Here is a 20,016-nt window from a genome sequence, read left to right as displayed (position 1 = left end):
CATCCTGGGTCCGACGACTCGGACGCTCGGTGCTGTACGGATCATCCTCGGTGTCGAGAGCAGGGGATCGGTGAACCGCCGAAGGTCGCACCGAATCCAGCGAGCTGATCGTGGCTAACACTCGCGGCGGTTTCGCCGCCACCGCGCGGGGACGCAAGGGCGGTCGACCCCCAAGCCCATCCAGGATCAGTCGTCCTTGCTCTGTACGACGCCGCAGAACACTGTCGTCCAGATCCCTTCATCCTCGAAGCGCCGCGCAGCACGGTGTTACGGGCACCTGAACAACTGGTAGAGGTGTCGTTTCGCAACGTGCAGTATTCGTTCCGACGGTCCGGAGCTACGTCGATGCGAGGTGGAAGCACCATTGCTCTCACGTAGGCATAGAGGTGGGGCGTCAGGATTCATCCGGCTGTGAAGAGCCGTCGCCGAACCGCCTCGGTGAGGTCGCCGATCTGGGCTCTAAGCGAGCGCGCCAGTGAGAAGGGGCCCGTCTCCGCAGATGGGGCATGTGATATCGAACCAGTGATTTGGACCGATCAACGCCTCGGGGTCTATCCGGATCTTGGTGGCGCCGGTCGACGGCGAGGTCCGGGCCGTTAGCCTCGCATACCGCGCGATTCGATTCCCGGTTGGTGTCTTTCGGGCGAAGATGAGGAAGAAAATCGTCTCCGGCAGCAACCCGAGTAAAACTGGCAAGCGGGGTCGCTCGTCGTGTCTTTGCAACTTGTAAAGAAACTCGTAGAGAAGGTGACGGGGTGGAGGCATTGTGGTGGGTCAATATATAGAAGAGTACGGCTGGTCACCGCAGTGTTCGTGTGGCGTTAGGTACACCCGCATCCAAGCTGTAGGGCACGACCGACGGTAATCCCTCACGACTTGAAAGGTGGCTGCCATGGAACTGAAACTCGCAGGTCTACGAACTGCTGGACCTCACAATCCTCACTTGAGGCCGCCCCGACGGCATCAGTGGCACAGCGTTCACCACCAGCGCCGTTTCTCCTCCGGTCCGCCCGGCATCGCCATTCGGTTCGCCCTGATCGGCTTCATCAGGTTTGAAGTCGCGGCGGTGTTTCTGGATGGGTCGCGGAAGCCTGAGCGCACAATTGCCCGCGCCGCCTTCCTGGCAGTGCTGATTGCCGGCGTGGTCCACGCGATCTCCTATTGGGCCATGGTGGAGGCAGGGAGGCTGTTCGAAGTGGTCATCGTCGCCAGCGATCCGCTGCCCGTCCTCGCTGTTGTCGGGCTGTCCGGTAGCCTGGTCGCCATTCTGGTAAATCTCACGCTCCAGACCGGCCAGCCCGTTGTCATCAGCACCGATTCGACGCGAATTCCCCCGCCTGCACTGCTGATCGGCTTCGGCCGGCGCCGGTCCACCCTGTTGGCCCGCGCCTCAACCGCGACGGAATTGGAGGACGAGCGCTGAGCGTCACCCTGTTCACCATTCCACTCTGGGCGGACCTTTCGGCAGTCGCAGTCGGGGCCATGCAAGGGGCGATGTTCGCGGCGAAGTTTCACGATCGCCGTATCGATCTCCTCGGAGTAGTCCTGGTCGGGACATTCACCGGACTCGGGGGAAGCCTGCTACGGGACGGTTTCTTGAATGTTGTCCCCGCAGCCCTGAGCAACAACTGGTACCTGCCTACGGCGGTCGTGGCTGCACTGGCGGGAATGCTCCTCGAACGCCTCTTCACCCGCCTCGACCCTCTGGTGATCGCCCTCGATGCGCTCACCGTCGGACTCTACGCAGCAATAGGGATGACAAAGGCCCTCGGAAGTGGGATGCCCGCGATTCCATCGATGTTCGTCGGTGTCGCTGCAGCCGTTGGCGGCTCAGCACTGAGGGACATCTTCCTAGGCCTCCCTATCGCGTTGATGCAGGTCGGCTCTCTGTATGCGGCCGCCGCCTTCGCCGGCGCCATCGCTCTCCTCATCGCGGTCTGCAGCGGCGGGACTTCGGTACTCGCCGCAGTCCTCTGCACGGTGGTCACTACCTTGCTCCGGCTCTGCGCGGTCAAGTTCGGATGGACACTCCCGGAACAGCGCTCGCTCGAAATCAAACGGACGAAACGAATGTAACCGCACAGCGACATAACTTTACGGCAGCGGCCGCCGCGGGTCCGTATCCATTGCCCCGAGTGTTCGGCCCCTTTTGGAAGTACTGAGGAGGACTACTCGCGTTCGGCCGCCCAATTGGTGAAGCTTTTGCGACTTCCGATCTATCCCGTGACCGGTCACCGACCTTCTGCGGTGGACGCAGCCCTGAGATTCCACGAGCTGTTCACCTCGTCGGAGATCCTTGGGCAAGATGACGATGGAGAAGATGCTCGCCAGGGCCTGTCCACCCGCCGATATCCGGTCGGCCTCGAATCGATAGTTCACAAGATAAGCTAAATCTGCTCGGCAGCAAGCAAGTTCGCCGCATCACGCAAGTACGTTTCGATGATCGAGAGCGCTGTCCGAGTTGCTCTGCGCGAATCTGTCTGGGCTGGATCTGGCGGCGATTATGATCTAGGGGTGCACTTCGCCGTCATCCTCCCGGAGTGAGGCGCTTCTATGCAGACTCCCGATCCCGGAGGACGATCCTCCCGGGCACGCCCCCCTGCACAAGCCTGTCCAGCGCCGCGTTAACCGAAAGTGCGTCCAGGTTGTGCTCGAAGATTGGAATTTTCGGCAGTGCATCGGCTTTCGCTAGATCTATGAGGGCGCGAAGCTCCCCCAGAGTTCCGACGAAGCTTCCGCTCAGCTCCAGCATCTTCAGCGCCATCAGAGCGGTGGGTACAACGAGTTCGCCACCGAACAGGCCTACCTGCACCAGCTTTCCGCCCTTGCGTAGCGCGTTGAAGGCCGCCGTTCCGGTGTCGCCATTGTTGACGAAATCGATGACAGCCGTGACAGGACTACCACATGCTTTCACGATCTGCATGGCCGCAGACTTACTTGACTGGATGGTCTTGGTGGCGCCAAGCTTGACCGCGACCTGGAGATTTCGCTCGGATACGTCGACAGCACAGATTTCCTCGTGGCCAAGTGCCTTCAACGTGGCGATGGCGGTGAGGCCGACCCCTCCGGCGCCGATCACGACAATCGGTTCCGCGGCTGGTAGAGGGAGGACTCTGTTAACTGCGCTATAGGCTGTTAAGCCCGAGCATGAAAGGGTCGCTGCCCACGACAGGTCGAGCCCGGTGACGTCGATCAGGTACTTCGCATCGGGAACGACGATGTGGTCGGCGTATCCACCAGGCCGTGCCACCCCGAGATTCTGCCCGTTCGGGCAATAGTTGTCCCGGTCGGCCTGGCAGTGGTGGCACTTCCCGCACCCGATCCATGGGTATACAAGTCGCACGTCACCAACCATGAGCCCGTGAACGTTCTCTCCAACCTGCTCGACCACGCCGACCACTTCATGTCCCATGACGAGTGGGTATCTGATCCCGCGGTCGATCAAACGCATCGTGCCTCTGCTCCCCAGGTCGTATCCGCCTTCTCGCAGATGGGTGTCGGTATGGCATACCCCGGAACGGATCACCCTCAACAGCACTTCGTTGCCGAGCGGCCGGGACGTCGGCAGGTCGATCTCCGTGACACCGGAGCCCTCTTCGGCAATAGCGAATGCACGCACCCCTCGCTCCTTCAAGTGTGTAACCCGGACGTTCCGCGCGGTATGCAACCGGCACGGAACCGCAGCGGAATCCGCTGGCTGGGACATCGGACGGTCCGAATGTCACCCCATAGTGGTCGACGGCTCGCGCTGTCGGTTGTTCCACTTCGGTACAACCAACGCGTTCACCGGTGACCGAATGTAGGAGCGGCCAGCACGCCGAGGTGCTGCTGGCGGTGGCCAAGCGTATGAGTGAATCGAGGAACTGATGAGTAACTACGTCACCACGAATCCTGTGACCGGTGAGTGCCTGCATGAGTTCGCCCGAGCTACCGACTGCGAGATCGACTCTGCGGTTGCCCGTTCCGATGTCGCGTACCGGCAGTGGCGTACGAGCTCGCCGCAGGAGCGGTCCGACATGCTCCGGACTGTGGTGAAGGTGTGGCGTGAGCGTGCCGACGAGCTCGCCTCGATCCTGACCATGGAGATGGGAAAACCTATCACTCAGGCGCGCGGTGAGGTTGGTCTGTGTGCCAACATTATTGAATACTATGCCGAGAACGGATCGGCGTTCCTGGACGAAGAGGTGCTGCGCATTGCCGGTGGTGGTACGGCGGTGGTGCGGACGGAACCGATAGGTCCACTGGTCGGGATCATGCCGTGGAACTACCCTTACTATCAGGTAGTGCGGTTCGCCGCGCCGAACCTGATGCTGGGCAACACGGTGTTGGTCAAACATGCCTCCAACTGCCCACAGGCGGCCCTGGCAATCGAAGCGCTGTTTGTAGAGGCCGGACTGCCCCAAGGGGTGTACGTCAACGTCTTTGCTGACAATGCACAGGTGGCAAAGATGATCTCGGATCCGCGGGTCCAGGGAGTATCGCTGACGGGGTCCGAACGAGCCGGGGCGGCAGTCGGCGAGATTGCTGGACGGCACATGAAGAAGGTTGTCCTTGAGCTCGGCGGATCCGACCCGTTCCTGGTACTAGACGACTCCGACCTGGATGCCACCGTGGCCGCCGCTGTGAACAACCGGATGACCAACGGGGGGCAGGCTTGCACGGCGTCGAAGCGATTCATCGTGGTCGATGGCGTCTATGAGAGGTTCCTCGATGCGTTCACGGAGGCGATGCGCCGCATAGTGCCTGGAGATCCGTCCGACCCCGCGACGGCGTTCGGACCGTTGTCCTCCTCCGGAGCGGTCAATGAGCTCGCCGAGCAGGTGGAGGATGCGGTTGCCAAGGGCGCGCGAGTGCTGACGGGTGGGCGTCGCGGCAAGTCCGATGCATTTTATGAGGCGACGGTACTTATTGATGTGACCTCGGAGATGCGCGCCCACAGCGAAGAATTATTCGGGCCCGTCGCGGTGGTCTACCGTGTCGCGTCGGAGGAGGAGGCAATCACTCTGGCCAACGAATCTCCATTTGGTCTCGGCGCCGCGATCTTCACCTCCGACCCTGAGCAGGGCCGTCGTGTCGCCGAACGACTCGAAGTGGGTATGGCTTGGATCAACGGCACCAGCAAGAGCGCCCCGGATCTACCGTTCGGCGGGGTCAAACGCTCCGGCGTCGGACGCGAGCTCGGCCGGTACGGGTTCGACGAGTTCTCCAACAAGAAGCTGATCAGGACTCTGCGCTGAAACACAGACTTGAAACCCCTCTGCGTGACCTTGCGCAGAAGCCCAAGGAGATTGAAGGCCTCATCACTAACACTCCAGGGTGAGTCAATGCCTCCGCCCGACGAGTTGTGGTGCCAGGCCGGGCTAGCAATGGTGAAACCCAACCTAATGTCTAGCTATCCGGGGAAGAAGATCTGAAACCCTGTCGCCTTGGTTTCGTAAAGTTCAACGCACCTAAGTAGATTGCATCTACTGGATGCACGAAGTCGCCCACGATACCGACTGGAATGGCGCGAACCCGCCGTCTCATCAATTACCCAGGTAGGGTGAGGAATTCGAGTGAGCCGCGCACACGCGGAGACGTCCTCGACGATTGATTTCAAATACCCCACAGGTGCCATCTAGTGCGGCGTGGCATAAGTAGTTTGACAGTCGAGAGCGACTGGTACTCTGCGTATTTCCATCGCATGCAGCAACGGTTCCAAACTTTCAGGATTCGGCTGTCCGGACATTGGAGGTGTGAATTCCCATGAACTCTCGTGAGTATCGCCAGTTGCGCCAAAGGCGTCGAGCCGCGTCGCTCGGAGTCAACCGCAAACGCAAACATCCTGACCCCGAGGCGGAGCGTCTCATTGAGTTTGCCAGCATGTGGGCACCTTTCGGGGGCGTCACCGAGGAGGAGATCCTTGTCCACTTCGGAATGAAAATGCGCCGATTCATCGAGCGATTGTGGCAGGTCATTTCTGAATCGAACTGTGTCCAAGACGAGATACGCATTCTCGAGAGCGTATATCCGCACCCCACCGATTCGGCCAGGCATTAGGTGTGACCGAATGTTCTAGTCTCTCGCGACAACTTGACCGTCCAACTACTTGCACCACGGCGCACTAGGGGGCCGCATCACGCGACCGTTTATCGAATGAATTTAGAGGCGACTGCGCGGTAATTCGGGGGCGCCCGCGTCCTATTGCATGCCTTAATCCGTAGTCGACGCCGCCGGTTCAAGACGTCCCATGGGCCGTAGAGGGAAAGGAATATTAGATGCAGGGAGCAGCTACATCTGTCGCCAGAGAGGTGGTCCAACTTGAGGTCGAGGCGAGCGTCGCAACGATCTGGTTGAACCGACCACACGCGGCCAATTCGATCGACCTCGAAATGGTCCGCGAGTTGCGGCGCATCGTCTATGACATCGGGGCACGCGCGGATATCCGCGTCGTCGTTCTGCGCGGGCGCGGGCGGCAGTTTTGCGCAGGAGGGGACATGTCAATGTTCCTCAGCCAGCTCGAGACCGTAGGGCGCTACATCCGTGACGTGATTGCCGATTTCCATGCGACGATTCTGGCCTTTCGAGATCTGCCCCAGCCTGTGGTGGCCGTGGTTCACGGCGCCGTCGCGGGCGGTGGGCTGTCACTGGCCCTCGCTTGCGACTTCGTAATCGCGGGGGAGGGGGCCAAGTTCGCCACGGCTTACCGCAAAATCGGAGCCTCGCCGGACGGGGGCATGTCGCTTCTGCTGTCTCGCATCCTCGGCCCGCGCAAGGCGCTGGAGCTGATGCTGGTAGGCGAGACCTTCATGGCGTCAGAGGCACGTTCGCTCGGCCTGGTCAATCGGGTTGTTGCCGACGCCGCGCTGGACGCCGAAGCTACGTCGTTCTGTGGCGTTCTCGCCCGTAACTCCCGCGCCTCGAACGCATGCGTCAAGCGGCTGGTCAATGCCGCTCCTACCGCCTCCTTCGAAGAGCAGCTCTCGCGCGAGATGGAGGGGTTCTGTGCGCTGGCGGCCGGCGCGGACTTCAGCGAAGGCGTGACGGCGTTCGTCGCGCGGCGAACTCCGAACTTCGAGTAGGACACCCACATGAGTAAGGACAACGAGATGAGCAAGCTCCAGGACAAAGTAGTCTTCATGACTGGGGGCAGCCGCGGTATCGGCCGCGCGATCGCGCTACGGTTCGCGCGCGAGGGGGCTCGCATCGCCCTCGCGGCCAAGACTTCGGACCCGCACCCGACGCTTCCGGGCACAATCCATACCGTCGCGCGTGAAATCGAAGAGGCGGGCGGTCAGGCACTACCGTTGCAAGTTGATGTGCGCGAGGAGGAGGCAATCCGTGGCGCCATCGAACATACTGCCACCGTCTATGGTGGAATCGACATTCTGGTAAACAACGCTAGCGCGATTAGTCCTACCAGGCTGTTCGACACCCCGGCGCACCGCTATGACCTGTTGCAAACGATCAACACGCGCGGCACCTATCTATGCGGACAGCATGCGATCCCGCATCTGTTGAGGGCGCAAAATCCCCACATTTTGACCTTGTCGCCTCCGATCGCAACTACGCCACACTGGTACGGGCGCTATCTCGCCTATGCGATCTCGAAGTACGGGATGACGATGTGCGCGCTCGGTTTCGCCGAGGAGTTCCGTGCCGATGGCGTCGGATCGAATACGCTGTGGCCCCGCACGATGATCGCTACCGACGCGGTGCGCGTGCACTACCACGAGGACTATCTACGTAGCCGCAGGCCCGAGATCATGGCCGATGCCGCCTATGCCGTCGTGACGAAAGACGGCCGGAACTTCACGGCGCGAACGCTGATTGACGACGAGGTGTTACACGCCGAAGGAATAGAGGATTTGTCCGGCTACGCCATCGACCCAGCGGCCGAACTGAGCCCGGATATCCTGATCGACGGCTATCCGGACCAGAAGGAGAAGGCTGGGCGACCTGTTTCCATGTCAATATCCCGGCAAGTTTGATTCGTCAACCCATCTGCGGACGCCCGCGCTCGGGGTCGTTCTCGCGTCGGCCCTGTCTTGCTGGTCAGTCGCGTCAACAGATCGGCGGTCAGCGCTTGAACTCCGCCGCAGGACCGAGGTTCAGCTGCACGTACGTATCAGCGAGGATCGTGGTGTCCTCGCCGGTAGCCCTCTCACGTGGTTTGAAGCTTGAATGCACCGATCGACTGTTTGTGGCGCGTTGAGTGTGGTTCGAGTGGCGGTGCATGGAAGCGAGGCATTGGACATCGCCCAACCTCTCGGGTCGGGTTGTTCCCCTGGTTCTTCGCGGCGCGGCGGGCAGGCGAGGGACAGGTATGCACTGCAACGGCACCTGCATAGGACGTTCGCGGTTCGATCTCGGTGGCGAGGCGGGCGCCCATCCGGGGGCGTGCTTGACCGCGATCGTGGCGAGTTTGCGTTTACCGGCTGTCGGATCCCGGCGGGTCCGCCGCAGGGCGGGAGGACCTCGAGGACGGCGGGGTGGGTAAAGCGGGGACCGAGGACCCGTTCGAGGTTTGGGTGGACGGAAGTGAGCAGTCCGCGGATCCGGCAAATGATGCAGGTGCTTCGCCGGCGAGGTCGTCGTCGAAGCCGACGAGGACCTCGAGTTCGATCGGGGCCGCGTCTCGGGTGTCGACGCGGCGCAGGGTGTGGGGCAGGGCCGTGCGGCGAAAGGCGATGATGAATGCGTCGCGGGCATTTGCGGGCATCGGTTTACGCCTGCCTGGGGTGCAGGTCGGCGATGCGGCGCATTGACAGCCCCGGCAGGTAGGCAACTTCATGTCCGCAGGCGCGGGCGAGCGACCGGCAGGGCGCCGATCGTGTTGGGTTCATCCACGATCACGAGGACCGGTCCGTGGGGATGATCCCGAGGACCGGTCCGTGGGGCGATCCCGAGTCCGGTCCGTGGGCGGCCAAGCCGTCGAAGGCCGCATCCTCCCACATCGATGCCGCAAAACACGCCGTCACCGTGTCCATTCAGCAGTTCACGCCCAACCCATCCGGTCGCCCGATCCTTCCATCGTTATCCGACACCGAGGAGACCTACTGCAGTTTCCGGTTGCCCTGTCCCTGTCAGCCGTCCATAGACGCCACCAGGCTCGGCGACCCCCCGGATCATTCGAGAAGCAGGGGTAAGAAGTCTTACCGAACATGGCGACCGCCGACCGGCGAAGACGGTAACGGGGCAAATGCTCCGGCGTCGGACGCGAGCTCGGCCGGTACGGGCTCGACGAGATCCCAATATGAATCCGATCAGGACTGTGCGCGGAAGGGCAATTCGTAGCCTTCGCGCGACCAAGGCAGTCCCGCAGCGTAATGCGCCGATCTGCGTTTCATATCGGAACAACTACGTGAACCAATCCGGGCGCACGGTGAGTGCAGTCCACGCGCTTCTCACCAATCCGGTTGCGAGAAGCCCCGAAGAAAGCGAATAGGAGAATCGAGATGTCGATCAGTTCCGAGAATCCGCCGAAGGTGAACTCTCCGGAGTCGGACTTGCTGCGGAACCTCTACGCCGACTGGGATCAGATCCTTAACAACACAAAAGGTCTGACGACTCGGCTCTTCCGTAGCATTTTCGACGAGTGGCATCAGCCGACGCGAGAGCCTGAGGGGGTCACCTATAAGGATGACACCCTCGGTGGCATCCCCGGGATCTGGGCGTTGCCGGTCGGTGCGGATCGATCAAAAGTCCTGATGTACACCCACGGCGGCGGATTCTCTGTGGGGTCTGCCTCAAGCCATCGCAAGCTCGCTGGGCACGTCGCCAAAGCCCTTGGTGCAACTGTATTCGTTCTTGAGTATCGACGCGCCCCGGAGCATCCCCACCCGGCTCAGCTCGAGGACGGCGTGGCCGTATTCGAAGCACTCGTCGATGCGGGGATCGATCCTGGCGACATCACGACGATCGGTGACTCGGCCGGCGGAAATCTCGCCGTGGGTATTCCGCTTGCACTGCGGAAACTGGGCCGTCCTCTGCCTGGACAGGTCATCGCCTTCTCGCCGTGGCTCGACATGGAGAACAAAGGCGAAACCCTTACGTCGAATAACGATACCGATGCCCTGATCACCGTACCGCTGCTCGAAGGAATGATCGCCGGCGTTCTCGGCGATTCCGTGCGTCCCGACGAGCCGTTGGCAAACCCCCTCTACGCAGACTTCACAGAATTTCCCCGTCTGTACATCAACGCCGGTTCCGTCGAAGCGCTGCTCGACAACGCCACTCGGCTCGCCGACAGGGCGAGTGCAGCAGGAGTCGACGTCACGCTGTCGGTCGTTGAGGGGATGCAGCACGTCTTTCCCTTCTTGGCCGGTCGCGCGCTCGAGGCCGACGACGAGATCAATCGCATCGCCGAGTGGTACTGCAAGTGACCCCCTTCCTGTTCCCTTCCCGCTCCCCGCACTGCAAGGAGTTCACCCATGACTGACCCAAATGTCCGAAGCGACTATGACGCCATCGTCATCGGCGCCGGATTCGGCGGCATCTACATGCTGCACAAGCTCCGCAACGAACTTGGGCTCTCGGCCCGTGCCTTCGACAGGGCGGGAGGTGTCGGCGGGACTTGGTATTGGAATCGGTACCCCGGTGCGCTGTCCGATACCGAAGGATTCGTGTACCGCTATTCCTTCGACAGGGAACTGTTGCAGGAATCGGAGTGGAAGACCCGGTATCTGACGCAGCCGGAGATCCTGGCCTACCTGGAAGGCGTTGTCGACCGTTACGACCTGGCCCAGGACATCCAACTGAACACCGGCGTCGAATCCGCGCACTTCGACGAGTCGCGCGGCGTATGGGGCGTCCGTACGGACACCGGTGAGACGTTCACGGCGAAATACCTAGTCACAGCGCTGGGGCTGCTGTCGGCGATTAATCTGCCGAACCTCAAGGGCAGGGACTTGTTCGAAGGAGAGCTGTACCACTCCGGAGCCTGGCCCGAGACCCATGACTTCACCGGCAAGCGGGTCGGCGTGATCGGAACCGGTTCCACCGGAATCCAACTCATTACCGCGCTCGCCCCGCAGGTCGAACACCTGACGGTCTTCCAGCGGTCGCCGCAGTACAGTGTTCCGGCAGGCAATGGGCCGCTCGCCGGCGAGGTCCTAGAGGCCCTCAAGGCCAACTACGACAAAATTTGGGACGATGTCCGTTCTTCGTCGGTGGCGTTCGGATTCCAAGAGAGCAGCGTCCCCGCGATGAGCGTGTCCGAGGAGGAATGCAGGAAGGTATTCCAGGAATCTTGGGACATCGGCGGCGGCTTCCGATTCATGTTCGGCACCTTCTGTGATGTCGCGACCGATCCGGCCGCGAATGAGGCTGCCGCTTCGTTCATCCGCAGCAAGATCGCCGAGATCGTCGAGGATCCCGAGACTGCCCGGAAGCTGACCCCGACTGATCTGTACGCGAAGCGTCCCATCTGCGACTCTGGCTACTATGCGACGTTCAATCGCGACAACGTATCGCTCGTTTCTGTCAAGGAAACGCCGATCGTGGAAATGATCCCCAAGGGCATCCGGACCGAGGATGGGATCGAACACGAGCTCGACGTGCTGGTTTTTGCGACCGGATTCGATGCCGTCGATGGCAATTACACTCGCATGGACATCCGTGGTCGGGAGGGGGAGTCGATCAACTCGCACTGGCAGGCCGGGCCTGCCAGCTACCTTGGGGTCTCGACTACCGGCTTCCCCAACATGTTCATGATTCTCGGACCCAATGGTCCTTTCACCAACCTGCCACCGAGCATCGAGGCTCAGGTTGAGTGGATCACCAATCTGATCGGCAACGCGGAGAGCGGGACGGTACTCACGGTCGAGCCCACCCGGGAAGCAGAAGATTCCTGGACGCAGACGTGTCGAGAAATCGCCGACCTAACCCTGTTCCCCAAGGCCCAATCGTGGATCTTCGGGGCGAATATTCCCGGCAAGACGAACACGGTGATGTTCTACCTCGCGGGGTTGGGCAACTATCGCGCCAAACTCGCAGAGGTTGCCTCGAACGGCTACGAGGGCTTCGATATGAGGACCGAGGCGCTCGCACACCAGGGCTGATTCACTCGCCGCCGGCGAGGCTGGACCGGCCATCGGGTTATTCCGGTGGCCGGTCGAGGCGAATGTGCCACGAGTCGACAACCGAATTCTAGATAGTTAAATGCCGGGCGGATAAGGTGTTTTCGCAAGAACTGAAGTATCGCGATGATAGATGGCGTCGGCAGTCGATATCCGAACCGGTCACGACTTCTCGGGCTACTCGTCGTGCTTGCGCAGTTCGCAATCAGCGGATGCATTCATCGAGCTACAGGTCTCGCTGACCAGACATTTCTTTGGTGAAAAACCCCTACTACAAACACGATTCACCTGAAGAGAATTGGCTCAACCAGATGGACAAACGGACGAGCGTTCGTCTAACGTTTGTGACGTCGGTTATACCCGGCGAAGCGATCGCTCGAACTGCCAGCGTTTCCCACAGAGGGTCCCGCCGAGTAACGCCAGTGCACACGACGAAACGGTTCTCGGTCATCTCAGAGCCTTCCCCAACGTGACACAAGAGGTCAAAAATGCTGCTTCCTAACAAGCCCACCGTCGACTGGAGTCGACTCTGGAGCAGTCCATCAATGCTCCGACTACGCCGAGACCGCCGCAACTTCTTCCTCAGTGCCTGGCCGATCTTCGCGGTCTTCTTCTGTTCCCTCCTAGGAGTGACCGCTTTCGCGCCCGGCCTGACCGCGCAGCGACCGCTCCCAGGCCTTAGCGTCGGACTGATCCTCGCGCTGTGCTACGTCGTCGCAATCATGGCACATACCACCTGGTACGTGCGTCGTGCCCGTCATTGGGACGTTCTTGCAGCGGAGGCGCTTACATCCACTGTCGGAGCCCCTTCCGAGGAAGAGATCGAACATGTCTGACGGTTTCAACACCACGGCCGTCGTGGTCAGCGTGCTGTTATTGGGCACGACTTTCGTGGCCACGTACTTCGCCTCGCGTCATACCCGCACCTCGGCCGAATTCTGGACTGCCGGTGGTGGAATCTCCGGCCGGAAGAACGGAATCGCGATCGCCGGTGACTTCCTTTCGTCGGCATCCCTGCTCGGCTACGCCGGCCTGGCCTACATGTACGGGATGGATGGGATCATCTACGCTGTCTTCGCTTGCGGCATTTTCCTGATGGTGCTCTTCGTCATCGCTGAGAAGTTGCGCAACCTAGGACGGTTCACGTTCGCGGACGTTTTGGCCACCCGATTGAAGTCCGGCCCTGTCCGGGTGGTGTCCGCGATCTCCACGCTGTTCATCTGCGTCTTCTACCTGCTGGCCCAGATGGTGGCCGGTGGGGTCCTCATGGAGGCATTGGCCGGTATCGACTTCTCGTGGGGCGTGGTGGTCGCGGCAGTGCTGATGCTCACCTACGTCCTGTTCGGCGGCATGCTTGCCACCACTTGGTTGCAGATCATCAAAGCCCTTTCCCTCATGGCCGTTGTAGCCCTACTAGTAGTCCTCGTGCTTATCCGCATCGACCCCAACCCTCTCGCAGTTGTCGAGCAGGCGGTCCAGCAGAGCGGATACGGTGACCGCTACCTATCTAGCGGGAACTCCTTCGGCGGTGCTTGGAATATCGTCTCGATGGCGGTGGCAGTGACCCTGTCTGCCGTTGGTTTGCCGCACGTTCTGATGCGGTTCTTCACGGTTCCCGACGCTCTGCAGGCGCGAAAGTCGGCGATCTGGGCCATCAGTCTGATCGGCGGATTCAACGTACTCATAGCCTTCCTCGGTCTTGCCGCTCGTGCGGCTCTCGGTGAAGAGGGCGAAGCGGCGGCCGGAAAGGGTGGCAACTTGGCTTTGCCGTCGCTCACAGTGTGGCTCGGCGGCGGCGATGGCTTCATGGCGGACCTGCTGCTTGCACTCGTTGTGGCGGTCTCCATCGCGACGCTGCTCGCGGTGTCCGCCGGACTGGTGCTGAGCGGGTCGAGCGCGATCGCACATGATCTCTGGGCGAAGACGTTCCACCGACCCGAACAAGAAGAGATGACGGTCGGACGCATCGCGGCGGTGGCATTGGTCATTGTCACGGTGGGAATCACGCTTGTCATCGGCGGCGCCCAGAACGTTACATTCCTGGCCACGCTCGCCACCACTACGGCGGCCAGCGCAAATTTCCCGGTGCTCATGATGACTCTGCTGTGGCGGCGGATGCGTACTCTCGGAGCAGTTGTAGGCGCATTGTCTGGCCTGATCACGTCCCTCGCTCTGATTTTCACCGGACCTCTCGTATGGCCGAGTCTCGCTCCGCTGCTGTCTGATTCTCTGTCAACCACTGCCCCGTTCCCGCTGGCGTTCCCAATTCTGTTCTCGGTGCCTGCCGGATTTATCGGGTGCGTCGTTGGAAGCCTGATCAGCGGTGAAAGAGCAGACGACGAGAAGTTCGACGAGCTCCAGGTACGAGCGATCACAGGAGCCGGCTTGGATACCACTGAAACACTCGTTCATTGAGCCGTTGCGCGATCGGGAGATCGGATTCCGGTCCGATTCGCCGATGAAGAATTCCGGATTGGGTGTCCAACATTTTGAAACAATCAACGGTCAAGGAGGACGCGTAGAGTGACCGGTCTAGTATCTGACTCGGCAGAGCATCAGCTCATTCGAGAATCCGTAACGAAGATTGCCGCGAAGTATGGGCCTGACTATTATCTCGACCTTGCTCGCTCGGGTGGGAAACCTGAGGAGCTGTGGCACGAACTAGGTGGGACCGGTCTCCTGGGGGCGCACATCCCGGAAGAGTTCGGAGGCGGCGGTGCGGGCCTCACCGAGTTGGTCGTGGTGATCGAGGAGCTTGCAGCTAACGGGATTCCGATGCTTCTGCCTATCATCTCGTCTGCCATCTGTGCATGCATCATCAAGACGCACAGCGCGCAGGACCAGAAGGAAGAATGGCTGCCAGGGTTGGCATCTGGCCAGCGACGCATGGCTTTCGGCCTAACTGAGCCGAATTCTGGCTCCAACAGTCATAACGTCTCCACGACTGCGCGCCGCAACGAAGGCGGGTGGACCATCACCGGAAGCAAGTACTACATCTCGGCGGCTGACGAGGCTGAGGCGATCCTTGTCGTAGCACGAGATGCTGAGATAGCCGCAGATATTCGACCGCGATTGTCGCTGTTCATTGTGCCAACCGATGCCCCAGGTTTGGTCCTACAGCCACTGGATACCGTGCTCACATCAACGGACAAGCAATTCACCGTTTTTATGGATAATGTCCAGGTCGCCGACAATGCAATCATTGGAACCCCGGGCGATGGCCTTCGGCAGGTCTTTTCCGGCCTCAATCCGGAACGTATCACGGCTGCCGCGCTGAGCTCAGGAATTGGGCGATATGCAATTTCCAAGGCTCAGCGGTACGCCCAGGAGCGACAGGTCTGGACGCGGCCGATCGGAGCGCACCAAGGCGTCTCGCACCCGCTAGCGGAAGCGCATATCGCTGTGGAGCTTGCCCGACTTGCGACTTACCGCAGCGCTGCCCTTATCGATTCCGACCAGGAAGCTGGCGAGTCTGCGAATATTGCGAAATTCGCTGCGGCGGAGGCGTCATTGAAGGCGCTCGACCAATCGATCCAGGTCCATGGCGGGAACGGGTTCTCCAAGGAATATGGTCTTGCGGAGCTTTGGTTCACCGCCCGGCTCATGCGCACTGCGCCTGTCAGTCGTGAAATGGTGCTCAACTTCGTGGCACAGACGAGCTTGGGCCTGCCCAGGTCCTACTAGTGCCGACAAGCGCGCGTCGTGGAACGTATAGATCGAAGGCACGACAGCCATCTACGACGTGCTCCTGCAAGTCAATTACGCAGTATCTCGCATTGATCTAGCCAAGTCGGCAAACCCTCAAGGGAGAACTCCTGTGGCAATCAACCATGTCGAATCATCAGTCCGCCAAGTCAAGCGTGCAGACTTCTGGTGGGAGGATCTTCAGCCCGGAGACGTACTCTGTGGCTCCGGAATGACCATCACCGACGCCCATTTGATCCAGTGGGCGGGGCTTACCGGCGACATCGTCTCGCTGCATCTGGACCACGAATACGCATCGGGAACCCAGTTCGGAGAGCGAATCGCGCACGGACCACTGACTCTCGCACTTGCCCTCGGATTGACCACTCAAACCCGGTATTTCAACAACGTTGTGGCGTTGCTCGGATTGGACGAGGTGCGCGCATTGCGCCCCGTCCTGATTGGCGACACGGTGCATCCCGAAGCCGAATTGATCGATTCTCGATCGTCGAAAAAGGCAGATCAGGGAATATGGACCTTCGCTTATACCATGTTCAACCAGAGAGGCGAGCCGGTGATGGCTTTCAAGAGCAGCCTGATGATTCGCCGCCGACCAGGGGGCATTGGCTGAGCTTCTTTTGGTTGACGAACAGAATTGTTGACTTTTTTGGGGGTCGAATTTTCGGATACGGTGTGAGTATCGAAATGCTGGAGAGTCGTCGATCTTTTTGATCTTGTGCTGTAAATGAGAGGAACCTAGGAAATGGCTGGCACAATAACGGATCGGGCATATATTGCTGGGGTGGGCGAGACGGAGTATGTCCGGGGAACGATAAAGACTGAACGGCAGCTAATTCTTGAGGCATCGATCGCAGCCTGTCGAGACGCAGGCATCGATACGTCGGCTGTCGATGGCGTGGTTCTGGCGTGGAAGGACACTCCCACCAATGAGGACTTCATTGCCGCACTTGGAATCAAGGATCTGCGTTTTCACTCACACGTTCACATGGGTGGCGCATCGCCCGCCGCAGCCATCGTTCAGGCAGCGGGCGCAATAGCGGCAGGACTCGCTCGCCGTGTGATCGTGGCAACCGGTCATAACTTCTACTCGAGTTCCAATCGGCTCAGCTCCACGGACCAGTCACCCGGAGGAGTCGGCAACGTCCCAGGACCTGAGATCCGAAACAACTTGGAGAATCCAGTTGGCCTACTTGCGCCTATGCAGTGGTACAGCCTCCACGCCAATCGCTGGTTCTTTGAGACCAAGGCGGATCCTCGCGCACTGGAGACAGTAGCGCTCACGACCCGAAAGCATGCTCACCTCAACGCCAAGGCGTATATGCAAGGTCGTGAACTTACCAGCGAGCAGTACTGGGCATCCCCAATGCCTGTCAAGCCCTTTCATCTCTTCGACATCTGCCTGGAGACCGATGGTGCCGCGGCCGTTCTGGTTGTGTCGGTGGAGGAGGCTAGAGCGATTGGGGCCAGGGCAATCGCTATCGCCGGCGGAGCAGAAGGGCACGCAGACTCGCCCGATGATCTGTCCAGCCGGCCCGACATCCTGAATATGGGGATCACTAAAGCATCCGGACGAGCGTTCGAGATGGCCGGCGTCGGTCGCCACGAAATCGACTTCGCCGAAATTTACGATTGTTTCACCTTCATAGTCCTCAGGCAGCTCGAAGAGATGGGATTCTGTGGGCGCGGGGAATCTCCGGCATTTGTGGAAAATGGGCGAATCGGGCTGGGTGGTGACCTGCCGATAAATACGCATGGCGGGCTTCATTCCCAAGCGCATGTTCTCGGAATGAACCATGTCATCGAGGCGGTATCACAGTTGCGCGGCGAATCAGGTGAAGCCCAGGTCGACGGCGCCCATATCGGCCTAGTTACCGGATTCGGTGATTTCAGCGACGGGTCAGTAGTGATTCTCCACAACTAGGTTGGAACTAGATTTCAAAGAAGGTGCGAGAAGTGGTTGATTCCATGGTTGACGTCAGCAGGGCGGCTCCCCTGATGTCAGGAAGTCCTCTGTATGAACAGTACTTCCAAGGTTTGAGCGTTCGGCGGATAATTGTTCCTCGGTGCGATGATTGTGAAGTAGTGCAGTGGCCGCCGCGTGAAATCTGTGGCACGTGTCAAGGTTCTTCGTTCATTCCAGCCGAAATGCCTCATGAAGGTGTGGTATACACCTATTCGGTCATGTATAGAGCATTCCATCCTGCGTTCAGCAACTCTGTTCCGTATGGCGTCGCCGTGGTCGAACTGACCGAGGGCGTCAGGATTATCGGACGGTTCGTGGACTCGGATGCGGATAGCCTTGAATGCGGCCAGGGGATGGAAGCCGTATTCGACGACCTAGGCAACGGCAGTGGTTCAATTGCCTGGCGACGTATTCACTGAGTGGTCGTATCCGCGTGGGTTGGATTGTCTCGTCCGCACGCCCCGAAATAGAGTGCCGTCGTCTTTGCTCAAATTCGGAAAATCCCTATGCGCGCGAAGTTTTGACGGCTCCATGCTACCCGTATAAGGAGAATTGTTGTGTCCAAGTCGCTGCACGATAGACGCTCAGAGTTATTGGATAGGGTTCCATTTTGGGAGCCGATGACGCTGCATCAGTGGTTTGACAAGATGTGCGAGCAGTTCAGCGATCGTCCCGTTGTGATGTCTGACGGCGTAGAACTGTCCTACGATCACGTCAGAAACGAATCGCTTGATCTGGCGCGAGGATTAGTCGAACTAGGCGTGTCGAGAGGCGACCGGATATCGTTCCTGTTGGCAAATTACCCTGAGTACCTCCCGCTGCGGATCGCGGTTTCACGTGTGGGCGCGATCGCCGTTCCTCTCAACTTTCTCTACCGCGAGACCGAGCTGGAGTATGTTCTGAGGCAATCTCGCACCAACATTCTGGTTACGATGGCCGAGTTCTCGGGAATCGACTACCTGTCGATGCTTGATGCTATTGCGCCTGGATGGTCCGACGGTGGCCAGACGGCGCTCCCAGACTTGCGTGAGGTGGTGGTCTTTCAGACTGGCGCACCGGTTCGTCCTGGGGCGACGACGCTTGAGCACCTTGCTGTCAGCGGCAGTATCGCATGGCCGCGTGTTTCGCTTCCAGAGGTGGTCCCGCAGGACCCCAGCGATATGTTCTATACCTCGGGTACAACCGGCCACCCGAAAGGCGTTCTCAACACCCACGACGGGATGTTACGTAGTTCGTTCGCATCGGCGCTGACCCGCGGCATGGGAGACGGGTGGAGGACGTTGTTGTCCCTCCCTCTGTACCACACGTTCGGCTATACCGAGGGCGTACTTGCGCCCATGTGGGTCGGCGGTTCGGTCGTTCCACGGGTGAAGTTCGACGCGGAGGACTACCTTGCCAGCGTCGAACGGTTCAAGGCGACTGAGTTCCTTGCAGTGCCCACGATGATGGTGGCGATTCTGGAAACCGCGCGGCGGACTTCCTATGATCTGTCCACGCTCACTTCAGTGATGTCGGCGTCGGCGGCAGCGCCGGCCTGGGTGTGGGAGAGAACGAAGGAGCTTCTAGGAAACCCCGACATCGTTACCGCCTGGGGAATGACGGAGACGAGCGCGAGTTGCACCATGACCCACCCAGACGATTCCATCGATGTCCATTCAACGACAGTGGGTGCCCCCAAGCTCGCTGGACCGGCTGCGGGCGTCTCCGGACAGCTCTTCCACGTTGCCACCGCTGATCCAGCCACTGGTGAACGGCTCCCTGCTGGGACAACAGGTGAACTGATCGTTTCATCATCCGCTGTGATGATGGGGTACTGGGAGAAGCCGGAAGAGACCGCGGAAGTTCTGCGAGACGGCTGGTTGCATACCGGTGATATCGCTCGCGTCGATGCCAGTGGTCGAGTTGTCCTCACCGGTCGCGCAAAGGAGCTGTACAAGAGTGGCGGCGAATTGATCATGCCGAAGGAGGTTGAAGATCTTATCACCAAGATTCCGGGGGTGAGCCAGGCCTTCGCTATCGGCATCCCTGATGAGTTCTGGGGCGAAGCCGGCTGTGCGGTGGTGGTAACTGAGCCCGGTATCGAGCTATCCGAAGAACAGATTCTGGAACCCTGTCGCTTTGGTCTCGCCAAGTTCAAAGTGCCCAAGAAGGTTGTATTCATGGATGCCGAGGAGTTGCCTACGACGCCGACAGGAAAGGTTCAGAAGTACCGTCTTGTCGATCTGATCAAGGATGGTACCGGGATCGGTTGAGAAAGGCAGGCGATTGCCGACTGGGCTGCATGGAAAT

At 60.0% G+C, this 20,016-nt stretch carries 16 protein-coding genes and 2 pseudogenes; 16 read left to right on the top strand and 2 right to left on the bottom strand.

Translation table 11 applies throughout. The features are described 5' to 3' along the window. Positions 1-892 precede the first annotated feature (892 nt). From L1080_RS33330 to L1080_RS33320, 3 genes and pseudogenes are all read left to right on the top strand, one after another. Positions 893-1,423, top strand: coding sequence for a hypothetical protein (locus L1080_RS33330; protein WP_250775551.1), 531 nt, complete (start codon positions 893-895; stop codon positions 1,421-1,423). Further along, complete coding sequence (locus tag L1080_RS33325) at positions 1,405-2,076, top strand: trimeric intracellular cation channel family protein (protein ID WP_459032627.1); 672 nt, start codon at positions 1,405-1,407, stop codon at positions 2,074-2,076. The genes L1080_RS33330 and L1080_RS33325 overlap by 19 nt, the downstream gene beginning before the upstream one ends. A gap of 144 nt (positions 2,077-2,220) precedes the next feature. After that, positions 2,221-2,526, top strand: a pseudogene (locus L1080_RS33320) (IS256 family transposase); the annotation flags it as partial. A gap of 25 nt (positions 2,527-2,551) precedes the next feature. Here L1080_RS33320 and L1080_RS33315 read toward each other — a convergent pair. After that, positions 2,552-3,634, bottom strand: a complete 1,083-nt coding sequence (locus L1080_RS33315) for an alcohol dehydrogenase (RefSeq protein WP_250775563.1) — start codon at positions 3,632-3,634, stop codon at positions 2,552-2,554. A gap of 232 nt (positions 3,635-3,866) precedes the next feature. Here L1080_RS33315 and L1080_RS33310 point away from each other — a divergent pair, with 232 nt between their 5' ends. From L1080_RS33310 to L1080_RS33295, 4 genes are all read left to right on the top strand, one after another. Next, positions 3,867-5,237: an NAD-dependent succinate-semialdehyde dehydrogenase gene (locus L1080_RS33310; protein WP_250775565.1), complete on the top strand. Its 1,371-nt coding sequence runs from the start codon at positions 3,867-3,869 to the stop codon at positions 5,235-5,237. 508 nt (positions 5,238-5,745) lie between these two features. Further along, positions 5,746-6,039, top strand: a complete 294-nt coding sequence (locus L1080_RS33305; protein WP_250775567.1) for a hypothetical protein — start codon at positions 5,746-5,748, stop codon at positions 6,037-6,039. A 218-nt stretch (positions 6,040-6,257) separates the two neighbouring features. Further along, positions 6,258-7,061, top strand: a complete 804-nt coding sequence (locus tag L1080_RS33300) for an enoyl-CoA hydratase/isomerase family protein (RefSeq protein WP_250775569.1) — start codon at positions 6,258-6,260, stop codon at positions 7,059-7,061. A 27-nt stretch (positions 7,062-7,088) separates the two neighbouring features. Then, complete coding sequence (locus L1080_RS33295) at positions 7,089-7,970, top strand: SDR family oxidoreductase (RefSeq protein WP_250775571.1); 882 nt, start codon at positions 7,089-7,091, stop codon at positions 7,968-7,970. A 374-nt stretch (positions 7,971-8,344) separates the two neighbouring features. Here L1080_RS33295 and L1080_RS33290 read toward each other — a convergent pair. Further along, a pseudogene (locus L1080_RS33290) lies at positions 8,345-8,850 on the bottom strand (IS110 family transposase); the annotation flags it as partial. Between the two features lie 587 nt (positions 8,851-9,437). Here L1080_RS33290 and L1080_RS33285 point away from each other — a divergent pair. The 9 genes from L1080_RS33285 (at position 9,438) to L1080_RS33245 (ending at position 19,979) form a co-directional block, all read left to right on the top strand. Then, the gene (locus tag L1080_RS33285; protein WP_250775573.1) at positions 9,438-10,364 is read left to right on the top strand and encodes an alpha/beta hydrolase; all 927 of its coding nucleotides are present in this window, start codon (positions 9,438-9,440) and stop codon (positions 10,362-10,364) included. 48 nt (positions 10,365-10,412) lie between these two features. Next, the gene (locus L1080_RS33280; protein ID WP_250775575.1) at positions 10,413-12,041 is read left to right on the top strand and encodes a flavin-containing monooxygenase; all 1,629 of its coding nucleotides are present in this window, start codon (positions 10,413-10,415) and stop codon (positions 12,039-12,041) included. A gap of 506 nt (positions 12,042-12,547) precedes the next feature. Next, the gene (locus L1080_RS33275) at positions 12,548-12,895 is read left to right on the top strand and encodes a DUF485 domain-containing protein (protein WP_250775576.1); all 348 of its coding nucleotides are present in this window, start codon (positions 12,548-12,550) and stop codon (positions 12,893-12,895) included. Continuing rightward, the gene (locus tag L1080_RS33270; protein WP_250775578.1) at positions 12,888-14,474 is read left to right on the top strand and encodes a solute symporter family protein; all 1,587 of its coding nucleotides are present in this window, start codon (positions 12,888-12,890) and stop codon (positions 14,472-14,474) included. Before L1080_RS33275 ends, L1080_RS33270 begins: the two co-directional genes overlap by 8 nt. A gap of 108 nt (positions 14,475-14,582) precedes the next feature. After that, positions 14,583-15,743, top strand: a complete 1,161-nt coding sequence (locus L1080_RS33265; RefSeq protein WP_250775580.1) for an acyl-CoA dehydrogenase family protein — start codon at positions 14,583-14,585, stop codon at positions 15,741-15,743. A gap of 133 nt (positions 15,744-15,876) precedes the next feature. Further along, positions 15,877-16,374: a MaoC/PaaZ C-terminal domain-containing protein gene (locus L1080_RS33260; RefSeq protein WP_250775582.1), complete on the top strand. Its 498-nt coding sequence runs from the start codon at positions 15,877-15,879 to the stop codon at positions 16,372-16,374. 171 nt (positions 16,375-16,545) lie between these two features. Beyond that, the gene (locus L1080_RS33255) at positions 16,546-17,685 is read left to right on the top strand and encodes a thiolase C-terminal domain-containing protein (protein ID WP_250775584.1); all 1,140 of its coding nucleotides are present in this window, start codon (positions 16,546-16,548) and stop codon (positions 17,683-17,685) included. A 32-nt stretch (positions 17,686-17,717) separates the two neighbouring features. Next, positions 17,718-18,146: a Zn-ribbon domain-containing OB-fold protein gene (locus L1080_RS33250; RefSeq protein ID WP_250775586.1), complete on the top strand. Its 429-nt coding sequence runs from the start codon at positions 17,718-17,720 to the stop codon at positions 18,144-18,146. Between the two features lie 138 nt (positions 18,147-18,284). Continuing rightward, on the top strand, positions 18,285-19,979 hold the full coding sequence (locus L1080_RS33245; RefSeq protein ID WP_250775588.1) for a class I adenylate-forming enzyme family protein: 1,695 nt from the start codon (positions 18,285-18,287) through the stop codon (positions 19,977-19,979). Positions 19,980-20,016 lie beyond the last annotated feature (37 nt).

The organism is Rhodococcus sp. MSC1_016 (assembly GCF_023667485.2).
Taxonomy (GTDB): domain Bacteria; phylum Actinomycetota; class Actinomycetes; order Mycobacteriales; family Mycobacteriaceae; genus Rhodococcus_F; species Rhodococcus_F oxybenzonivorans.
This window is presented reverse-complemented; position numbering and strand designations above follow the sequence as displayed.